20 protein-coding genes are annotated in these 17055 nt (G+C 41.2%); 8 read left to right on the top strand and 12 right to left on the bottom strand.

Features of this window, described 5'->3' with window-relative positions; all coding sequences use genetic code 11:
- Window positions 1-2: 2 nt before the first annotated feature.
- Window positions 3-758: a class A sortase gene (locus RSK81_RS06535; protein ID WP_002924618.1), complete on the top strand. Its 756-nt coding sequence runs from the start codon at window positions 3-5 to the stop codon at window positions 756-758.
- Between the two features lie 148 nt (window positions 759-906).
- Window positions 907-1590, top strand: a complete 684-nt coding sequence (radC, locus tag RSK81_RS06530; protein WP_002915150.1) for a RadC family protein — start codon at window positions 907-909, stop codon at window positions 1588-1590.
- Window positions 1591-1658: 68 nt separating this feature from the next.
- Here radC and RSK81_RS06525 read toward each other — a convergent pair whose 3' ends face one another.
- The 7 genes from RSK81_RS06525 to RSK81_RS06495 all read right to left on the bottom strand — a co-directional run bounded on the left by RSK81_RS06525 (window position 1659) and on the right by RSK81_RS06495 (window position 6610).
- On the bottom strand, window positions 1659-2351 hold the full coding sequence (locus RSK81_RS06525; RefSeq protein WP_002924621.1) for a gamma-glutamyl-gamma-aminobutyrate hydrolase family protein: 693 nt from the start codon (window positions 2349-2351) through the stop codon (window positions 1659-1661).
- Between the two features lie 24 nt (window positions 2352-2375).
- Entirely contained in the window at window positions 2376-3023 is a 648-nt protein-coding gene (locus RSK81_RS06520) for a redox-sensing transcriptional repressor Rex (protein WP_315686244.1), read from the bottom strand.
- Window positions 3024-3147: 124 nt separating this feature from the next.
- Window positions 3148-3369 (bottom strand): DUF4649 family protein, encoded by a 222-nt coding sequence (locus RSK81_RS06515; protein WP_002900305.1) that lies wholly within the window; start codon window positions 3367-3369, stop codon window positions 3148-3150.
- 112 nt (window positions 3370-3481) lie between these two features.
- Window positions 3482-3829: a DUF1831 domain-containing protein gene (locus RSK81_RS06510; RefSeq protein WP_315686243.1), complete on the bottom strand. Its 348-nt coding sequence runs from the start codon at window positions 3827-3829 to the stop codon at window positions 3482-3484.
- A gap of 1 nt (window position 3830) precedes the next feature.
- The gene (locus RSK81_RS06505) at window positions 3831-4943 is read right to left on the bottom strand and encodes a cysteine desulfurase family protein (protein WP_315686242.1); all 1113 of its coding nucleotides are present in this window, start codon (window positions 4941-4943) and stop codon (window positions 3831-3833) included.
- Between the two features lie 10 nt (window positions 4944-4953).
- Window positions 4954-5910, bottom strand: a complete 957-nt coding sequence (locus tag RSK81_RS06500) for a ribose-phosphate diphosphokinase (protein ID WP_002897526.1) — start codon at window positions 5908-5910, stop codon at window positions 4954-4956.
- Between the two features lie 136 nt (window positions 5911-6046).
- Window positions 6047-6610: a CYTH domain-containing protein gene (locus RSK81_RS06495; protein WP_032908296.1), complete on the bottom strand. Its 564-nt coding sequence runs from the start codon at window positions 6608-6610 to the stop codon at window positions 6047-6049.
- A 95-nt stretch (window positions 6611-6705) separates the two neighbouring features.
- Here RSK81_RS06495 and RSK81_RS06490 point away from each other — a divergent pair, with 95 nt between their 5' ends.
- The 5 genes from RSK81_RS06490 (at window position 6706) to mutY (ending at window position 11293) form a co-directional block, all read left to right on the top strand.
- Window positions 6706-7377 carry a GTP pyrophosphokinase family protein gene (locus tag RSK81_RS06490; protein ID WP_002924625.1) on the top strand — a complete coding sequence of 224 codons (672 nt, stop codon included), beginning with the start codon at window positions 6706-6708 and terminating at the stop codon, window positions 7375-7377.
- Complete coding sequence (locus tag RSK81_RS06485; RefSeq protein WP_284431856.1) at window positions 7361-8179, top strand: NAD kinase; 819 nt, start codon at window positions 7361-7363, stop codon at window positions 8177-8179. Before RSK81_RS06490 ends, RSK81_RS06485 begins: the two co-directional genes overlap by 17 nt.
- Window positions 8176-9063, top strand: coding sequence for an RluA family pseudouridine synthase (locus tag RSK81_RS06480; RefSeq protein ID WP_002924626.1), 888 nt, complete (start codon window positions 8176-8178; stop codon window positions 9061-9063). The genes RSK81_RS06485 and RSK81_RS06480 overlap by 4 nt, the downstream gene beginning before the upstream one ends.
- Before the next feature lie 23 nt (window positions 9064-9086).
- Window positions 9087-10064 carry a phosphate acetyltransferase gene (pta, locus tag RSK81_RS06475; RefSeq protein ID WP_002902946.1) on the top strand — a complete coding sequence of 326 codons (978 nt, stop codon included), beginning with the start codon at window positions 9087-9089 and terminating at the stop codon, window positions 10062-10064.
- A gap of 65 nt (window positions 10065-10129) precedes the next feature.
- The gene (gene mutY, locus RSK81_RS06470; RefSeq protein ID WP_002924627.1) at window positions 10130-11293 is read left to right on the top strand and encodes an A/G-specific adenine glycosylase; all 1164 of its coding nucleotides are present in this window, start codon (window positions 10130-10132) and stop codon (window positions 11291-11293) included.
- Window positions 11294-12084: 791 nt separating this feature from the next.
- Here the strand turns inward: mutY and RSK81_RS06465 are convergent.
- The 5 genes from RSK81_RS06465 to RSK81_RS06445 all read right to left on the bottom strand — a co-directional run bounded on the left by RSK81_RS06465 (window position 12085) and on the right by RSK81_RS06445 (window position 16297).
- Complete coding sequence (locus RSK81_RS06465; RefSeq protein WP_002924633.1) at window positions 12085-12432, bottom strand: thiol reductase thioredoxin; 348 nt, start codon at window positions 12430-12432, stop codon at window positions 12085-12087.
- Window positions 12433-12556: 124 nt separating this feature from the next.
- Window positions 12557-14275 (bottom strand): phospho-sugar mutase, encoded by a 1719-nt coding sequence (locus RSK81_RS06460; RefSeq protein WP_315686238.1) that lies wholly within the window; start codon window positions 14273-14275, stop codon window positions 12557-12559.
- A gap of 228 nt (window positions 14276-14503) precedes the next feature.
- On the bottom strand, window positions 14504-15067 hold the full coding sequence (locus RSK81_RS06455) for an ECF transporter S component (RefSeq protein WP_315686236.1): 564 nt from the start codon (window positions 15065-15067) through the stop codon (window positions 14504-14506).
- On the bottom strand, window positions 15051-15602 hold the full coding sequence (coaC, locus tag RSK81_RS06450) for a phosphopantothenoylcysteine decarboxylase (protein WP_315686234.1): 552 nt from the start codon (window positions 15600-15602) through the stop codon (window positions 15051-15053). Before coaC ends, RSK81_RS06455 begins: the two co-directional genes overlap by 17 nt.
- A gap of 11 nt (window positions 15603-15613) precedes the next feature.
- Window positions 15614-16297, bottom strand: coding sequence for a phosphopantothenate--cysteine ligase (locus RSK81_RS06445; protein ID WP_315686232.1), 684 nt, complete (start codon window positions 16295-16297; stop codon window positions 15614-15616).
- Window positions 16298-16429: 132 nt separating this feature from the next.
- On the opposite strand from RSK81_RS06445, the gene RSK81_RS06440 reads away from it, so the two are divergent.
- Complete coding sequence (locus tag RSK81_RS06440) at window positions 16430-16990, top strand: hypothetical protein (protein ID WP_315686231.1); 561 nt, start codon at window positions 16430-16432, stop codon at window positions 16988-16990.
- The last annotated feature ends 65 nt before the right edge of the window (window positions 16991-17055 follow it).

The raw sequence follows: 17055 nt of genomic DNA, 5'->3' as shown, positions 1-17055 counted from the left end.
ATATGGTACAAGGAAAAAGAAGTCGAAAAAGAAAACAAAGAAGTAAAAGAAATATTTTCATCAATATTGTTGCGACATTATTAATTTTTGTGGCCCTTGGCTTGATCTTTAATGCGCAAATCCGAAACATGATTATGGTTTGGCATACAAACCAATATCAGGTCAGCAAGGTTTCCAAAGACTCTATTAATAAAAATAAAAATGCTGAGACTAGCTTTGACTTTAATAAGGTAGAGTCGCTTTCTACAGAGGCGGTCATCAATGCTCAGTGGAAAGCGCAGCAATTGCCTGTTATCGGAGGCATCTCTATTCCGGAAGTTTCCATGAATTTGCCGATCTTCAAAGGACTGGATAATGCTGGATTGTATTATGGTGCTGGTACGATGAAAGAGACTCAGCAGATGGGGCAGGGGAATTATGCCTTGGCTAGCCACCATGTCTTTGGCATCACAGGGGCTAGCAACATGCTCTTTTCCCCACTGGATCGTGCTAAGGCTGGCATGAAGATCTATATCACTGATAAAGAGCATGTCTATACTTATGTAATCACTAGTGTTGAAACGGTAACTCCAGATCGAACGGATTTGATTGAGGATACCGAAGGCGTTACAGAGATTACTTTGGTTACTTGTGAGGATGCTGCGGCAACCAATCGAACGATTGTCAAGGGAACGTTAGAAGGCTCTGTCGAGTATGACAAGGCTCCTAAGGAAGTTCTTGAATCTTTTAGTAAGTCCTATAATCAAATGCAGATTTAAAGGTAAAAAACATTTCACTCCAAAGGTTAGGAAGAACTCTACTTTTGGAGTGTTTTTTTATCTAAAATTTGTTCTGGACGAAAGATTTTTTGTATCTATTCTTGCTGATTTTGACTCTTTTTCCGAATAATAAGGTAAGGAGGTTTCTATGTATAGCATTTCATTTCAAGATGATATTAGCATGATGCCGCGGGAGCGATTGATGAGAGAAGGCGCTGAAAAACTCAGTAACCAGGAGCTTCTATCAATCTTTCTCAGGACAGGCAACAAAAAAGAAAGTGTTTTTCAAGTTTCTCAAAGAATTTTATCATCAATTTCCAGTTTGAACGATCTCAAGTATTTAACTTTGCAGGAATTGCAAACTATTTCTGGAATCGGTCCGATTAAGGCTGTGGAGCTGCAGGCCATTATCGAATTGGGGCGTCGGATTAACCGAGCAGAGGTTTTGCAAAAAGAGCAGATTATGGGCAGTCAAAAATTAGCCCAGAAGATGCAGCAGGAATTGGGAGATATGAGGCAGGAGTGCTTGGTTGCTATTTATCTTAATAGTCAAAATCAAATTTTGCACCAGCAGACTATTTTTATGGGGACGGTCAGCAGAAGCATTGCTGAGCCAAGAGAGATTCTCCACTACGCTCTCAAGCATCTAGCGACATCTATCATACTGGTACACAATCATCCATCAGGCTCAGTCGTTCCCAGCAGAAATGACGATGAGGTGACCCAGCATATGAAAGAAGCATGTGAGATGATGGGCTTGGTTCTTTTGGATCATTTGATTGTATCCAAGTCCAACTACTATAGCTATCGAGAGGAGACAGATATGATATAATTTGATTTACTTGAATATAAAAAACTTCTATTCGTGTTGAAAAGAAGTTTATCTAGGAGTAGAGGTTTTTAAAGAATATTGACAACATAATCAAACAGAGCTAAGTCTCCTTCTCTGGAGCCAAATAAGAACTCTGGGTGCCATTGGACGCCAAGGAAAGGACTACCGTCAGTAGAAGTGATGGCTTCAATAATCTTATCCCGAGGATCATAGGCGGTGACTTCTAGGCCGGCCGCCAAATCCTTGATACTTTGGTGGTGGAAGGAGTTGATTTCAGATGCTGGTCCATAGATTTCGTGCAGAATAGAACCGTTCTTGGTCACCATGCTTTGAGTCGTGTATTCAGCAGAGCTATCTTGCCAATGATCTTCAATATCTTGATGAAGAGTACCACCTAGGGCTACATTATAAAGTTGGGTTCCGCGGCAGACAGTGAAGATTGGTTTATTTTGGCGGCGAGCTTCCTTGATTAAAGCTAACTCAAAAATGTCTCGCTTGAGTAAATAATCATCGCTGTCAATGGTTTTCTCTTCACCATAGAATTGAGGGCATACATTTTGACCTCCTGTGATGATTAATTTATCGACAATGGAAACATACTGTTTAGCCATTTCTTCATCACCGATTGGCAAAATCATTGGAATTCCGCCAACTTCTTTGACACCCTCAACGAATCCTGTCGCTGTATAGCTCATATGGATGAAGTGATCGTCTGGGATTTCTCTTTCATTTCCGGTTATTCCAATAATAGGTTTACTCATAGAGTGTTTAATACCTCTTTCAAATTAATAATCATTTTTTCTCATGAAGTAGAGCAAAGTCTGCAGTTCGCTAGTCAGGTCAACATACTGGACGACCACATCCTTAGGTAGGGATAGGTTTACAGGTGAGAAACAGAGAATGCCCTTGACACCAGCCTGAACTAAGATAGATGCGACTTCTTGAGCTTTTACGCTAGGTACAGTTAGGATGGCAGTTTGCACATTTCCTGACTGTATTTTTTCTTTGATTTGGGAAATTCCATAGATAGGAATCTCATCGCTGGTTGTGCTGCCAACTTCTGGATGATCATCTGTGTCAAAAGCCATTACAACCTTCATTTTATTGCGCTCATGAAAACGATAGTGCAGCAGAGCCCGCCCCATATTACCAACACCAACAATCATGACATTGGTAATAGCATTGTCGTTTAAGAGGTCAGCAAAAAAGTTCATCAATTTCTTGACATCATAACCAAATCCTCTGCGGCCAAGCTCACCGAAATAAGAAAAATCTCGTCTGACAGTAGCAGAGTCAATACCAATGGCTTCAGCGATTTGCTTGGAGTTGGCTTTTTCGATCTTCTCAGCATTAAAACGTTTAAAAATACGATAGTAGAGCGATAGCCTTTTAGCAGTTGCTCGAGGAATTGTAGTATTTTTTTCAGTTTTCACAAAATCACAACCTTTCTAATTCTATTTTATAGGAAGTTTGTGAAAAAATCAACTAATTAAAGATGTTTAATGCACTAAAAAAGAAAAGAGTGAAAGTTTAAGTTATGTTGCAGTTGCGAAGAGATTAGTCCTGATAGGGAGTTAAGTCTAACTGGTACATCTGGCGGTACAAGTCTCCAATTAGCCCTGCAAAAGGCAGCTGGTGTCCCTTATACGTAACAGAAAGCACCTTGAGCGAGTCAGGAACTGTGACACAGCCAGAGAAGGCGAGAAGAAATTCGTCGAAGTCTTCATAGGTAAGTGTTCGTTTTACCTTATATGAGTCCAAATAGGTCAGTTCAACCATTGTTAATCCTTTCTTTGGGTTCGGTTAGTCTTTTCTTCAAGTGTTCTAAGTAGAAGTCAAGCTCGTTTTTTTAAGAGCCTAAAGCAAAAAAGCAAAATTGCTAGAATCTTGCTTATTGTGGTATCTTTTCAAAAATATTTCTTTCAACCAAGCTATCCATCAAGAAATAGAATTTTTGCTGGATAATGTGATGGTCTTCTGATTTGAAAATATTGACCAAGCGCAGGCCTGATTTGTCAGTGATGTTAATTTTAAAACCATTTAAATCTTTATTGACGATGATTTTCAGCAGAAAACCATTTCCGCTGTTGGGAACAGATTCCAGCAGACGAGAGAGTTCATAGTTTCCAACCTTGCTTTCCGCGAAAGTATTGTCGCGCAAGGTAAATTTCTTGACATTTGGGTGAAGTGAATAGGTATATTCACAGTTTGCTAAGCTAACAGATGTTTGAAAGGCCATCTTATCCTCCTAAAATTTCTTTTAATTTCTTTGTAAATGATTGAATCTCTTGCAGAGTCGTCTGGTCCGAAGTACTGATCCGAATGGACTCGTGCAAGCGGTTGGAATCTTTGCCATACATAGCCTGCAGGACATGACTAGGTTGTATAGCTCCGGCCGTGCAGGCTGATCCTGTTGAAATGGAAAAGCCATTTAAATCCATTTGAAGCAGAAGCAGGTCATTTTTTTGATTGGGAAATCCCAAATTGATGACGTAAGGCAAGCTGGGCTGACTTTCATTTAAGTAAAAGTCAATGTCCGATAAGTCAGCAAGTAAGCTGTCTTTTAAGTCTTGAGCATGCTCTAGATTTTCCTCAAGATTTTCCGTGCTATCTGACAGAGCCGCCGCCATACCTGTGATAGAGATTAGATTTTCAGTTCCGGCCCGGTGTTTTTCTTCCTGGTCGCCACCGTGCATGAAATTGTCAAAATCCATCTTCTTGGCATAAAGGAAGCCAACGCCTTTGGGACCATGAAACTTATGCGCTGAAGCAGAGAGGAAGTCAATCCTTAGCTCGTCAGGGTAGATGGGAAGTTTACCAATTGCTTGGACAGCATCAACGTGAAAAGCAGCAGGATGTTCGTGCAGTAATTCACCAATTTCCTTAATGGGGAGCATGGCACCCGTCTCGTTATTAACCGCCATGACGGACACAAGAATAGTGTCAGGTCTAAGTGCCTTTTTAATATCCGCCGCTCGAATCTGACCATCCACCGGCTGAACAAAAGTAGCTTCAAAGCCGAATTTGTCTACTAAGTACTCCACCACTTCTAAGACAGCATGGTGTTCAATAGCAGTGGTAACAATATGTTTTCCTCGGTTCTGGTGACGAAGGGCATAGCTTTTGATAGCAGTATTGTTGCTTTCAGTGCCACCTGAAGTAAAAAGAATCTTATTGCTTTGAGTATGCAGAGCTTGAGCAATATCCTCACGCGCCTGTCTGAGGAGTTTACTAGCTTCTCGGCCATGACTATGCGTACTGGATGGATTTCCAAAGACGGTCATAGTTTTGGTCATTGCTTGGATTGCAGCAGGCGACAAAGCAGTTGTAGCGGCATTATCTAAATAAATCACTCCGGTTACCTTATTTCTTTTGATAGGCAAAGAGTGGGCTGACTGGTTTTCTCTCTTGAATGCGGACAATAGCATCACCAATCAGTTCACTAGCTGTAATGTAGTGGAGATTCTTAGGTGTTTTTTCTTTGGTATCAACAGAGTCGGTCACAAGAATTTCCCTGATAGGAGAATTATCCAGCAATTCCGCAGCTTTATCCGCGAAGAGACCATGACTGGATACAGCATAGATTTCGACTGCGCCTTCGCGACAGACAATTTTAGCTGCTTCAGAGAAAGTCCGACCGGTATTTAAAATGTCGTCAATAAGAATAGCTTTCTTGCCCTCGACATCTCCAATGATATATCCCTCAGAGCGACCCGCCTCATCTTCGCCATAATCAATGATAGCGATAGGGGCATCCAGATATTCAGCCAAATTGCGGGCGCGTTTTACACCAGAGTTTTTAGGGCTGACGACAACGACATCATCTCCCGTTAACCCCATATTACAATAATGTTTGGCAAAGAGTGGGATAGTGAAGAGGTTATCAACTGGGATATCAAAGAAACCTTGGACCTGCACGGCATGAAGATCCAGAGAAATCACGCGATCTACTCCAGCGCCGACAAGCATGTTGGCAACCAGTTTAGCTGTAATTGGCTCGCGAGGAGCAGCAGTCCGATCCTGACGTGCATAACCAAAATAAGGCATGACAACATTAATCGTATTAGCACTGGCACGCTTGCAGGCATCCACCATAATCAAGAGCTCCATCAAGTGATTATTGACAGGGAAGCTAGTAGACTGAATGATGTAAATGTCATAGCCACGAACACTTTCTTCGATGTTAATCTGAATTTCGCCGTCTGAGAATTGGCGGGAGGAAAGTTTCCCCAATGGAACCCCAGCAGCTTCAGCGATTTTTTCAGCTATGGAATGATTGGAGTTGAGGGAAAAAAGCTTCATATTTTTTTTATCTGACATGAGTTGGACCGTCCTCTTTTTGTCTCATTTCTATAATCTAATGCTCCATGAAATTTATATTTCAATAGTCTTTAGATTGCTACCTTTTATTTTACCAAAAAAATTAGAATATTTCAGCTATTTTGTGGTCGTTGATTTACAAGTTTTCAGAAAATCTTGCTATCTTGCTCTTACTAGGTTTGTAGTCGATGCAGTGCTGTTTTAGGAAGTTGAGGAAATTTTCTTTTCCTTTTTCGAAATCTTCAACTTCGACTTCGAGTTCGAAGTCTGTTTTGCCCAAGTAGTGACTCTCATCCAGAGCAAGCAGACCGATTTCGTCTTCTTTTTCATAGCGGATAGTCTCTAGAGAGCCTAAAACTTTAAAGTCTTGAACGGGAAGTCCTTTTTGAAGCAGCGTCTCTAAAAGCTCTCCTGTAGGAAATTCATTGTTCTGCAAAATATTTTCAGTTTCTTCTGGTGTCAAGTTCTGATTGAGTTCCAAGGCTCCGACTTCTTGAGGAATCTTGAGCGTCAGCTCTGCTTCGCGATGGTTAAAAGTCCGTACTCGAAAAGCCATGTGAGCGTGTCGGATACTCTGCTGATCTGAATCGATGTAGTGGTTGGTTTGGCTAATAGGCGAAATATCAACAAATAACTGAAGCAGACGGTCGTGCTCTTCTTTGGTCAGCATGGTTTTGAATTCAATTTCTAAGTGATTCATTTTCATATCCTTTTCTTTTTTTTGAAAGCGATTTATGTTATAATAACAGTTGTGTTTATTTTATACAAAAAATAATGATATGACAAGGTAAGTGTATGACAATAGAATGGGAAGAGTTTCTAGACCCCTATATTCAAGCGGTTGGAGAGCTGAAAATTAAGTTGCGTGGGGTGCGAAAGCAATACCGCAAGCAGCAGCGTCATTCCCCGATTGAGTTTGTGACCGGGCGTGTCAAGCCGATTGAGAGCATTAAAGAAAAGATGGTTCTGCGAGGCATTCGAGAGGAAAATATCGAGCAGGAGATGCAGGATATCGCTGGCTTACGGGTCATGGTACAGTTTGTCGATGATGTGGATGAAGTTTTAGAAGTCCTGCGAAACCGGACTGATATGCGTATTGTCCAGGAACGGGATTACATCAAAAACAAAAAAGCCAGTGGCTATCGGAGTTACCATGTGATTGTAGAATATCCAGTTGATACGATTAATGGTCATAGGCTTATTCTGGCTGAGATTCAGATTCGCACCCTTTCGATGAATTTTTGGGCTACGATTGAGCATTCTTTGAATTACAAGTATAAAGGAGAATTTCCCGAGGAAATCAAATGCCGCTTGGAAACGACAGCTAATCTTGCCTATCAGCTGGATGAGGAGATGGGAGAAATCCGTGATGCTATCCAGGAGGCGCAGGCTCTCTTTGATCCTCTTCACCGCAAGTTAAATGACGGTGTGGGAAATAGTGATGATACAGATGAAGAATACAGATAAAAAAATAGCGATTATCCGCAATCGGAAAAGACAGAGTGAACAAGTCTATCAGGATTTGAAGCAGAAGCTGAAACAGAACGGCTTTATTTTAACTCCTAAGAATCCCGACATTGTGATTTCGGTGGGTGGTGACGGCATGTTGCTGTCGGCTTTTCATATGTATGAAGAACAGCTGGATCGGGTCCGCTTTGTCGGTGTGCATACAGGGCATCTCGGCTTTTATACAGACTACCGTGATTTTGAACTAGATAAGCTGGTAGAAAATCTCAAATTAGATACTGGTGCTCAGGTTTCTTATCCAATTTTAAATGTGAAAATCACTTTTGAAAATGGTGATACACGCACTATTCGTGCTTTGAACGAAGCAACAATCAAGCGTTCGGATCGGACTATGGTAGCTGATGTCATTATCAATCGGGTTCATTTCGAGCGTTTCCGAGGAGATGGGATTTCTGTTTCTACTCCGACAGGCAGTACAGCCTATAACAAATCTCTGGGTGGAGCGGTATTGCATCCGACAATCGAAGCCTTGCAGGTGACAGAAATTGCCAGTCTCAACAATCGGGTTTATCGGACATTGGGTTCGTCTGTCATTGTTCCCAAAAAGGATAAGATTGAACTGGTGCCGACCCGCAGCGACTATCACACTATTGCGGTTGATAACCAGACTTTCTCTTTCAAAAACATTGTCCGCATTGAGTACCAGATTGACAATCATAAGATACATTTTGTGGCTTCACCAAGCCATACCAGCTTTTGGAATCGTGTCAGAGACTCCTTTATTGGAGAGTGCCAGGAATGAGGTTTGAGTTTATTGCTGATGAACATGTCAAGGTAAAGACCTTTTTGAAGCGACATGAAATTTCCAAAGGCCTCTTGGCTAAGATAAAATTTTCCGGCGGAAACATTCTTGTCAACCATCAGCCTCAGAACGCTATTTATCTCTTGGATATTGGCGATAAAGTGACGATTGACATTCCTTCTGAAAAAGGATTTGAGAGTCTGAAAGCTGTTGATAAGGACTTGTATGTCGTCTACGAGGATGAGCATTTCTTGGTTTTGGATAAGCCGGCAGGAGTGGCCAGTATTCCCAGTGTTAACCACACCAACACCATGGCAAACTTTGTCAAGGCTTACTATATTGGTCAGGGCTATGAAAACCAACAGGTGCATATCGTGACGCGTCTGGATAAGGATACAAGTGGACTCATGCTCTTTGCCAAACATGGCTATGCTCATGCCAGATTGGATAAGCAGCTACAGAAGAAGCTGATAGAAAAGCGCTATTACGCTCTGGTTCGGGGGACTGGTGACTTAGAAGAGCAAGGTGAGATTATTGCTCCGATTGGACGCAACCCTGAGAGTATCATTACGAGGCGCGTGACAGAGGATGGTAAGTACGCCCATACCAGTTACAAGGTCATAGAGCAGTTCGGAGATGTCTATCTGGTGGATATCCGTCTTCATACTGGGAGGACTCATCAAATCCGCGTTCATTTTTCACATATTGGCTTTCCGCTTTTGGGTGACGATCTTTATGGAGGGAGTTTGGAACACGGAATAGAGCGCCAAGCTTTACATTGTCATTCTTTGAAATTTTATAACCCTTTTAGCGGACAGGAAGTTGAGCGTGCCAGTCCTTTGCCAGAAGATTTTAAACAAGTTATTGAGAAATTAAAAGATTAAGAGATAAAGGAGTTTTAAGAAACATGAAAATTTTTGATTCAATTCGTGAAGCCTTGAAAGATAAGGAAGTAAAAATTGTCTTGCCGGAGGGTGAAGAGCCACGGATTTTGCAAGCAACTAAACGTTTGGTGAAAGAAACCGATATTACACCAGTTCTATTGGGTAATCCTGATAAAATCCGTATTTATCTAGAAATTGAGGGAGTAAAAGAAGGATATCAGGTTATTGATCCTTCAAACTGTTCCTGCTTTGAGGAATTGGTAGAAGCATTCGTTGAGCGTCGTAAAGGGAAAATCACTGCGGATGAAGCACGTCAGTTGCTCAAGGAAGACGTCAACTACTTTGGGGTTATGTTGGTTTACCTTGGTAAGGTTCAAGGGATGGTGTCTGGAGCGATTCATTCCACAGCAGCGACTGTTCGGCCGGCTCTTCAAATCATCAAGACCCTGCCTTGGGTTTCTCGTACTTCAGGAGCCTTCCTCATGGTGCGTGATGACGAACGCTACATTTTCAGTGACTGTGCCATCAATATCGATCCAGATGCCAATGTTTTGGCGGAGATTGCTGTTAACTCAGCTTTGACAGCACAAATTTTCGGTATTGATCCAAAAGTTGCTATGCTCAGTTATTCGACCAAGGGCTCTGGTTTCGGTGAAAAGGTTGATAAGGTAGTGGAGGCGACTAAGTTGGCTCAGGAAATGCGTCCAGACTTGGTTATCGATGGTGAATTGCAGTTTGATGCAGCTTTCGTTCCTGCAACAGCAGAGCTGAAAGCACCTGGCAGCCCTGTGGCCGGTCAAGCGACTGTCTTTGTCTTCCCAAGTATCGAAGCTGGGAATATCAGTTACAAAATGGCAGAGCGTTTAGGTGGCTTTTCAGCAGTAGGTCCTATCTTGCAGGGTCTTAACCATCCAGTTAATGACCTTTCTCGAGGATGTAATGCGGATGACGTATACAAGCTGACTTTGATTACAGCCAGTCAGGCTGTTGGTCATTATTAAACGATAAGAAACAATTGGAGGGCATAAGCTCTTCAATTTTTCTTGCCTTATGCTATACTAGATTTATGTTAGATTTGAAAGAATACGGAATTGAGATGTGGGGGGCAGATAAAATCGCCTCTTTTCGAGAGAAATTATTAACTTGGTATGATGAAAACAAACGTGACCTGCCTTGGCGCAGAACAAATAATCCTTATCATATCTGGGTTTCTGAGATTATGCTGCAGCAGACTCGGGTGGATACGGTGATTCCTTACTATGAGCGCTTTCTTGACTGGTTCCCGACAGTAGCTGATTTAGCTCAGACACCAGAGGATAGACTGCTCAAGGCTTGGGAAGGGTTGGGCTATTATTCGCGGGTGCGAAATATGCAAAAAGCAGCCCAGCAGATAATGACAGATTTCGCTGGAAAATTTCCTGATAGCTATGAAGGAATTGCTAGCCTCAAAGGAATTGGACCTTATACGGCTGGTGCTATTGCTAGTATTGCCTTTGGACTAGCTGAGCCTGCGGTAGATGGCAATGTCATGCGGGTGCTGAGTCGATTATTTGAAGTTGATTTAGATATTGGCCAACCCAGCAATCGTAAGGTCTTTCAGGCTATGATGGAGATTCTGATTGATCCAGACAGACCCGGAGATTTCAATCAGGCGCTGATGGATTTGGGGTCAGATATTGAAGCTCCTGTTAATCCTCATCCAGAAGACAGTCCTGTAAAGGAGTTCAGCACAGCTTATTTGAATGGAACAATGGATAAATATCCAATCAAAGCACCTAAAAAGAAGCCAGTTCCGGTCTATCTGCAAGGCTTGATTATCGAAAACGAACAGGGACAATTCTTACTTGAAAAGAATGAGGCTGCTGGCTTGTTATCAGGTTTTTGGCATTTTCCCTTGATTGAAGTCGAGGAATTTCAAACTGAAAATCAGATGTCCCTCTTTGAGGTGGCTGAAAATCAGTCAAGTCTGGACTTGTCTCCTCAAGAAAGCTTTGAGCAGGATTATGATTTGATTGTTGATTGGCAGCAGCAGTCCTTTTCAAAAGTGCAACATGTTTTCAGCCATCGCAAGTGGCATATCCAGCTCGCTTATGGCCGAGTTAAAGATAGCCAGCACGCAGCTGATGGAGAGGTCTTGTGGCTTCATCCAGATGACTTTGGAAACTACCCCTTCGCCAAGCCCCAGCAGAAGATGTGGGAGGCTTTTAGGAACGTAAAAGATGGAAACTAAAGTCAAATAGTCTGTTGAACTTGATTAAATTTACGAAGAATAGGAAATCATTAAAATTTGTCCCATACCCCTAGTCCTCCAGATAAAACTTCTATTGGACGTCGTAGCAGACTTGCTGGTGTCATTTATTTTATATTAGGCGCTTTGAATTTCTTACATTGCCTTCTTTATTTTCAGTGGATATTTTCCCCAACTGCGAGAACTGACTTCATCATTATTCTAATTTTTATAGGTTTAAATATTTATTTTTTGACTCGCGAGTTCATCTATAAATGCTTCCATTGGTGTGGCTATCATGCCTTACCTGAGTTAGCTAAGTTCGGGAGCGGACGCTATTCCTTTCACTTGCCTGTCTTCGAAAGACATACCGAAAACTATAAAGTCTATTACAGTAAAAGATCAAAGAAACATCAATTTCTCTTCTTTGTGAGCTATATTTTATATGTGAATTTAATTTTAGTAGTTCTTTTGCTCTTCTCATATGCATACTGGAATATGTTCATTGAGAGTTCCTCGAAATTTCAAGATTGGCACGCTTTTCTATTTATCTTTTTAATAATCATCCTGTATATCTGTATTGAAGCTCTATTTAAAAAATATAAACATTGGTTTAAAAATTATTTTAAACTAGATGATAGAATAGTAGAACACGGCCTTCCGATATATACTTTGAAAGAAAAATAAAAGACAAACAATATAGTTTGTCTTTTTTGCTTTTAAAATAACTTATAGTCCTTCTCGCTCTGTAAGGAGAGAAGCTAATAAACTAGCCTTTAGATGGAGATTTGTGCTTAAATCCCGGCAAAAGCTTTAATTTCATCTGCAGTCATAGAAGAATCGCAACGAACAGATACTTGGCCATCTTGAACATGAACAAAACCAGGAACCGTCGGAATACTATATTCAGAGCGGAAGGCTTGCAGTTTCTCTAATTCGCTGGCTTCTTCGCTATTGATAAAGAAAATATGCGCCCTGGTATCAGCGACAACGCCAGCAAGAGTAGTAGCGAATTTACGGCAGTAAGGGCAAGTTTTGCGACCGACGAAGAAAGTTGCTGTCTCTTTGTCAGCAATCGCTTGACGAGCGCGATCAATAGTTGTGACTTCAAGGTCTTTAATATTTTGAGCAAATTGTTCCATAAATAATCCTCATTTCTTTTGATAAAACTAGTATGCCATAAAAAACAGAAAAATGCTTGATTTGGAAACGAAAAACCAGAGAATGTGAAATTCATTCTCTGGTTGATTGGTTGATAGTGGTGTTTTACTTGATAAAGGTATTGATCTCTGCTTCAATAGCAGTAATTTTTGCTTGGGCATCTTCATTGCTATCACCGACAACGGCAATATAGAACTTGATTTTTGGTTCTGTTCCAGATGGGCGGACAGCAATCCATGAACCATCAGCCAAAGTATATTTCAGCACATCGCTTGGAGGAGTTGTCAGAGCTGTAACAGTACTGTCTGCGGCGGTAGAAGTCTGCGCCTTAAAGTCTTCAGTAACAGAAATAGCAGTAGCGTTGAATTCTTTCGGACCATTGTCACGGAACTTAGCCATGATAGCCTTGATTTGCTCAGCTCCATCAACACCAGACAGGGTTACAGAGATAGTCTTTTCAGCAAAGTAACCGTACTCTTTGTAGATTTCTTCAATACCGTCAGCCAGAGTCAAGCCACGTGAGCGGTAGTAGGCAGCAAGCTCAGCCACGACCAAAACAGCTTGGATAGCGTCTTTATCACGTACAAATGGCTTGATCAGATAGCCGAAGCTTTCTTCAAATCCCATCATGTAGGTGTGGTTGTGTTTTTCTTCGAATTCTTGAATCTTTTCAGCGATAAATTTGAAACCAGTCAAGACATTGAACATGGTTGCACCATAGCTTTCAGCAATCTTAGTCACTAGGTCAGTAGAAACGATAGACTTGCAGAGAGCAGCGTTAGCTGGCAGAGTTCCAGCGCTCTTATGAGCTTCCAAGATGTATTTAGCCATGATAGCCCCGATTTGGTTACCTGAAAGGTTGAGGTAGCTGCCGTCTTTTTGCAGAACTTCTACACCGACACGGTCAGCATCTGGGTCAGTTGCGACCAAGACATCTGCACCAACTTTACGGCCTAATTCCTCAGCTAAAGCAAAGGCTGCTTGGCTTTCAGGGTTTGGAGACTTAACAGTAGAGAAGTCTGGATCAGCTACAGCTTGAGCTTCAACAACTTCAACAGAATCAAATCCTGCTTGAGCCAAAGCGCGACGAGCCAACATTTCACCAGTGCCGTGCAGAGGAGTATAGACAATCTTCATGTCCTTGCCGTATTCATCAATCAGTTTTTGGTTGATATTGACATCTTTAACTTCCTTGAGGTATTCAGCATCAATAGCATCGCCAATCACTTCAATCAAGCCAGAAGCTTTTTCAGCTTCAACATCAGCGACCTCGATAGCAAAAGGATTTTCAATGGCACGGATGTAGTCAGTCAATGCATCTGCATCATGTGGAGGCATTTGTCCGCCGTCTTCACCATATACCTTGTAGCCGTTAAATGGAGCAGGGTTGTGGCTGGCCGTAATCATGATACCAGCAAAAGTTCCTAAATGACGTACCGCAAATGAAAGTTCTGGAGTTGGGCGCAGACTTTCAAAGACATAGGACTTGATGCCGTGCTTAGCTAAAACAGCAGCAGATTCAAAGGCAAATTCTGGTGAGAAATGACGGGAGTCGTAAGCAATTGCAACACCGCGTTTTTTGAACTCATCACCTTTTTCTTCAATCAAGCGAGCCAAACCTTCGGTTGCCTGACGGACAACATAAATATTAATACGGTTGGTACCAGCGCCAATCAAACCACGCATACCAGCAGTACCAAACTCAAGATTGGTGTAAAAGGCATCTTCCTTAGTTTTTTCGTCCATACTGTTCAAGTCTTGGCGAAGATAGTCAGGAAGTTCAGCATAATCAAGCCATTTTTTGAAGTTATCTTGATAAGTCATAGGTGGAGTCTCCTTTATTTTTGAAATGAAGAGTTGGAAATTTTAGTAAAAAATCCTGCTCTTAAATTTTCTTAATCGCTTACATTGTAGCATATTTTCATTAATTTTGAAAGAGGTTACCTAGAAAACGATGAAATACTTTTCAAGGCATTGTTTCAAGGATTTCAAGATGGTATAGCGCTATCAAAAAAGACCAAAGCATTGCTTGGTCCGAAAACTAACTCATCATCATTTTTGGGCTTTTTCAAGTGCAGGAATAATAGTTGCTGTCAAAACCGCAGAAATGATTAACTCGGCAATAGAGTTTGCTGAAAGAATCACAGCCAGAAGTGCTTTGATATCTCCTTGGTATACATTTGAAAAGAGAAAGAAAATACCTCCCAAGACAAAAATGGTATTGGTGGCAGAACCGACGGAACCAGCTACAATCAAGCCGACCTTATTTTTCATAGCTTTGTATACGAAATAAGGAGTGATCCCGATGAGAATGCGAGGCACCATGGCAACAAGAAGCGAAGAAAGGCTTCCATTTGGCACAAAGGGGCTAAAGAGATAGCTGGTTGGCAATAAAACTAAGGTATTAGTGATAACGCTGATACATCCCATGAGGCCACCTAGAACAGCTCCGACTTTAGGGCCATAGAGGATACTGGCGATGATAACAGGAATGTGAATAATTGTAGGCTTAATCGGTACTGGAAGCAGGTTGAAAATGACTGAGCTGAGCAAATGAAGTACCAACATAATGGCAAAGAAAATAGCAATTTGAGCAATTTTAGATTGTTTTCTCATAAATAAGTTCCTTTACTGTATCAATAATCGTATCAATCTCAGCTAGAGCACCTGTCCCCTGATCGCCACAAGCTAGCACTGCTTCACGTGGCTGAATAATCTTCCATCCAAAACGTTGCAGACGCTCCAAGTTGTGATGAGTTAGTGGATTTTCATACATCTTGGTGTTCATAGCTGGTGCCAAAACTTTCTTCGTATGAGGCGGCAGAGCCAGGGCAGTAGCTGTCACCATATTATCAGCTAAACCGTTGGATAATTTAGCGATAGTATTGGCTGTAGCTGGGGCTAGCAAAAAAAGGTCAGACTCTTTAGCGATGTCAATGTGATTGACCTTGCTCGGGTCAGGTTCTTGCATAATATCAATTGCAACTTGTCTTTGCGACAAGACTTGCAGGGTCAGTGGTGTGATAAATTCTGTCGCTGCCTCTGTCATGAGGACAGCTATTTCAAAGTTCTCTTTCTTTAGACGGCTGGTGATGTCAGCAGCTTTGTAAGCTGATATGCTGCCACTGACGGCTAAGGTAATCTGAGTCATCTTAATCCTCCTTATGTATTGCGGATATGCTGGTAGAGGAGCTGAGCAATTTCTTCTTTGGATTGAGCTTGAGTTACAGTATCTTTTCTGACAAGATAGGCTCTGTGTCCATGGTTAGAAATCTCTGTCAAATCATTGGCGACGATAATTTCTGCTTGATTTTTTATGAGACTGTCTCGTGCTGTCTTGATTAACTCCTCATCAGAAATATCGACCAAGAGTTTGAAGCCAATCAAGCGAATGTCTGGATTCCATTTTTTTACCAGGCTGATAATTTTTGGTGTCTTTTTGAGAAAAAGAACTTGAACATCATCCTGAGAAGAAATCTTGCTTTCTGAGTTAGTTTTATTCAGAAATTCAGTCATATCAGGGCTAGCAGCTACAGCTTCAAAACCAGTCATATAGACGGGGGTGTAGTCTGAGACAGCCATTGCATGAATCAGTACATTATGTGTGTGAACGAGCGGCTTCAAGCTTTCAAGCAGTTCTGCAACATTTTCAATCTGGACAATGGTAAGATTGGGATGAGCTGCCGGGCGAACAGACTTGGGAGTCGTCACCAGAGTCACCTGATAGCCCTTGTCTAGGAAAGTTTCAGCTATGATTTTCCCTAGCCTGCCCGTCGAATGATTGGTAATAGAGCGGACACGGTCGATTTTCTCGCTGGTTCCGCCAGAAGTAATCAATATGTTCATAGCACTATTTTACAAGAAAAAAGAAATTTAGTAAAATAATTCTAATTGCAGAGTGTCACAGCGGAAAAGTGACTAATCCAAAAGTGAACTGCAGTGTTTATTGAAACTGAAATTTAGATATGGAGAAAAATAATGAATAAAGATGATTATGAATTTGCATTTTTTGCTGGTGAAAAATATTATATATCATCAGTCGTTGGGATTATAGTGTCGATAATTTTCCCTTTGTTTTTAATAGCAAGTATACAAGGTCATGACAGTGAACACAATTTGGGGTCTTCGTCAAGTTATAGCTATTCGAGCGCTTCTGCAGAAAAAGGGAGCGTTGAAGGTTTTTTAATATTCTTTGCAATTATTGCGTCTGTGATTATTATCACACTAATTGTAAGAAGTATGAATGCAGAAAAAGATAGTAAATACCCTATTTTAGCGGGGACAGCTGAAGAAATGGTTTTTCGATTAAGCAATGGGAATGTTCATTTTTTGGAATGGGAAATAATTGACAGTATTTCTCACAAGCAAGTCGTCGACTATGATGAGGATGGTGGTAGTAGTACATCTCACTATATATGTCCTAAAACTAAGAAAGGAGAAGTATTTGAGATCTCCATTTCAAAATTAGATGAGAATTACAGTGATATCCAACAAGTTTTGCACAAGTATCATTCAGAAATTTCTTTGATAGACTTCTAGAATAAAAACAAAATAAGTTTTTCGTAGTGATAAGTAGATGGATTATTTTTAAATCAACTTAGAGG

This window comes from Streptococcus sp. DTU_2020_1000888_1_SI_GRL_NUU_041A (genome assembly GCF_032387735.1).
Lineage (GTDB): Bacteria > Bacillota > Bacilli > Lactobacillales > Streptococcaceae > Streptococcus > Streptococcus sanguinis.
This window is presented reverse-complemented; position numbering and strand designations above follow the sequence as displayed.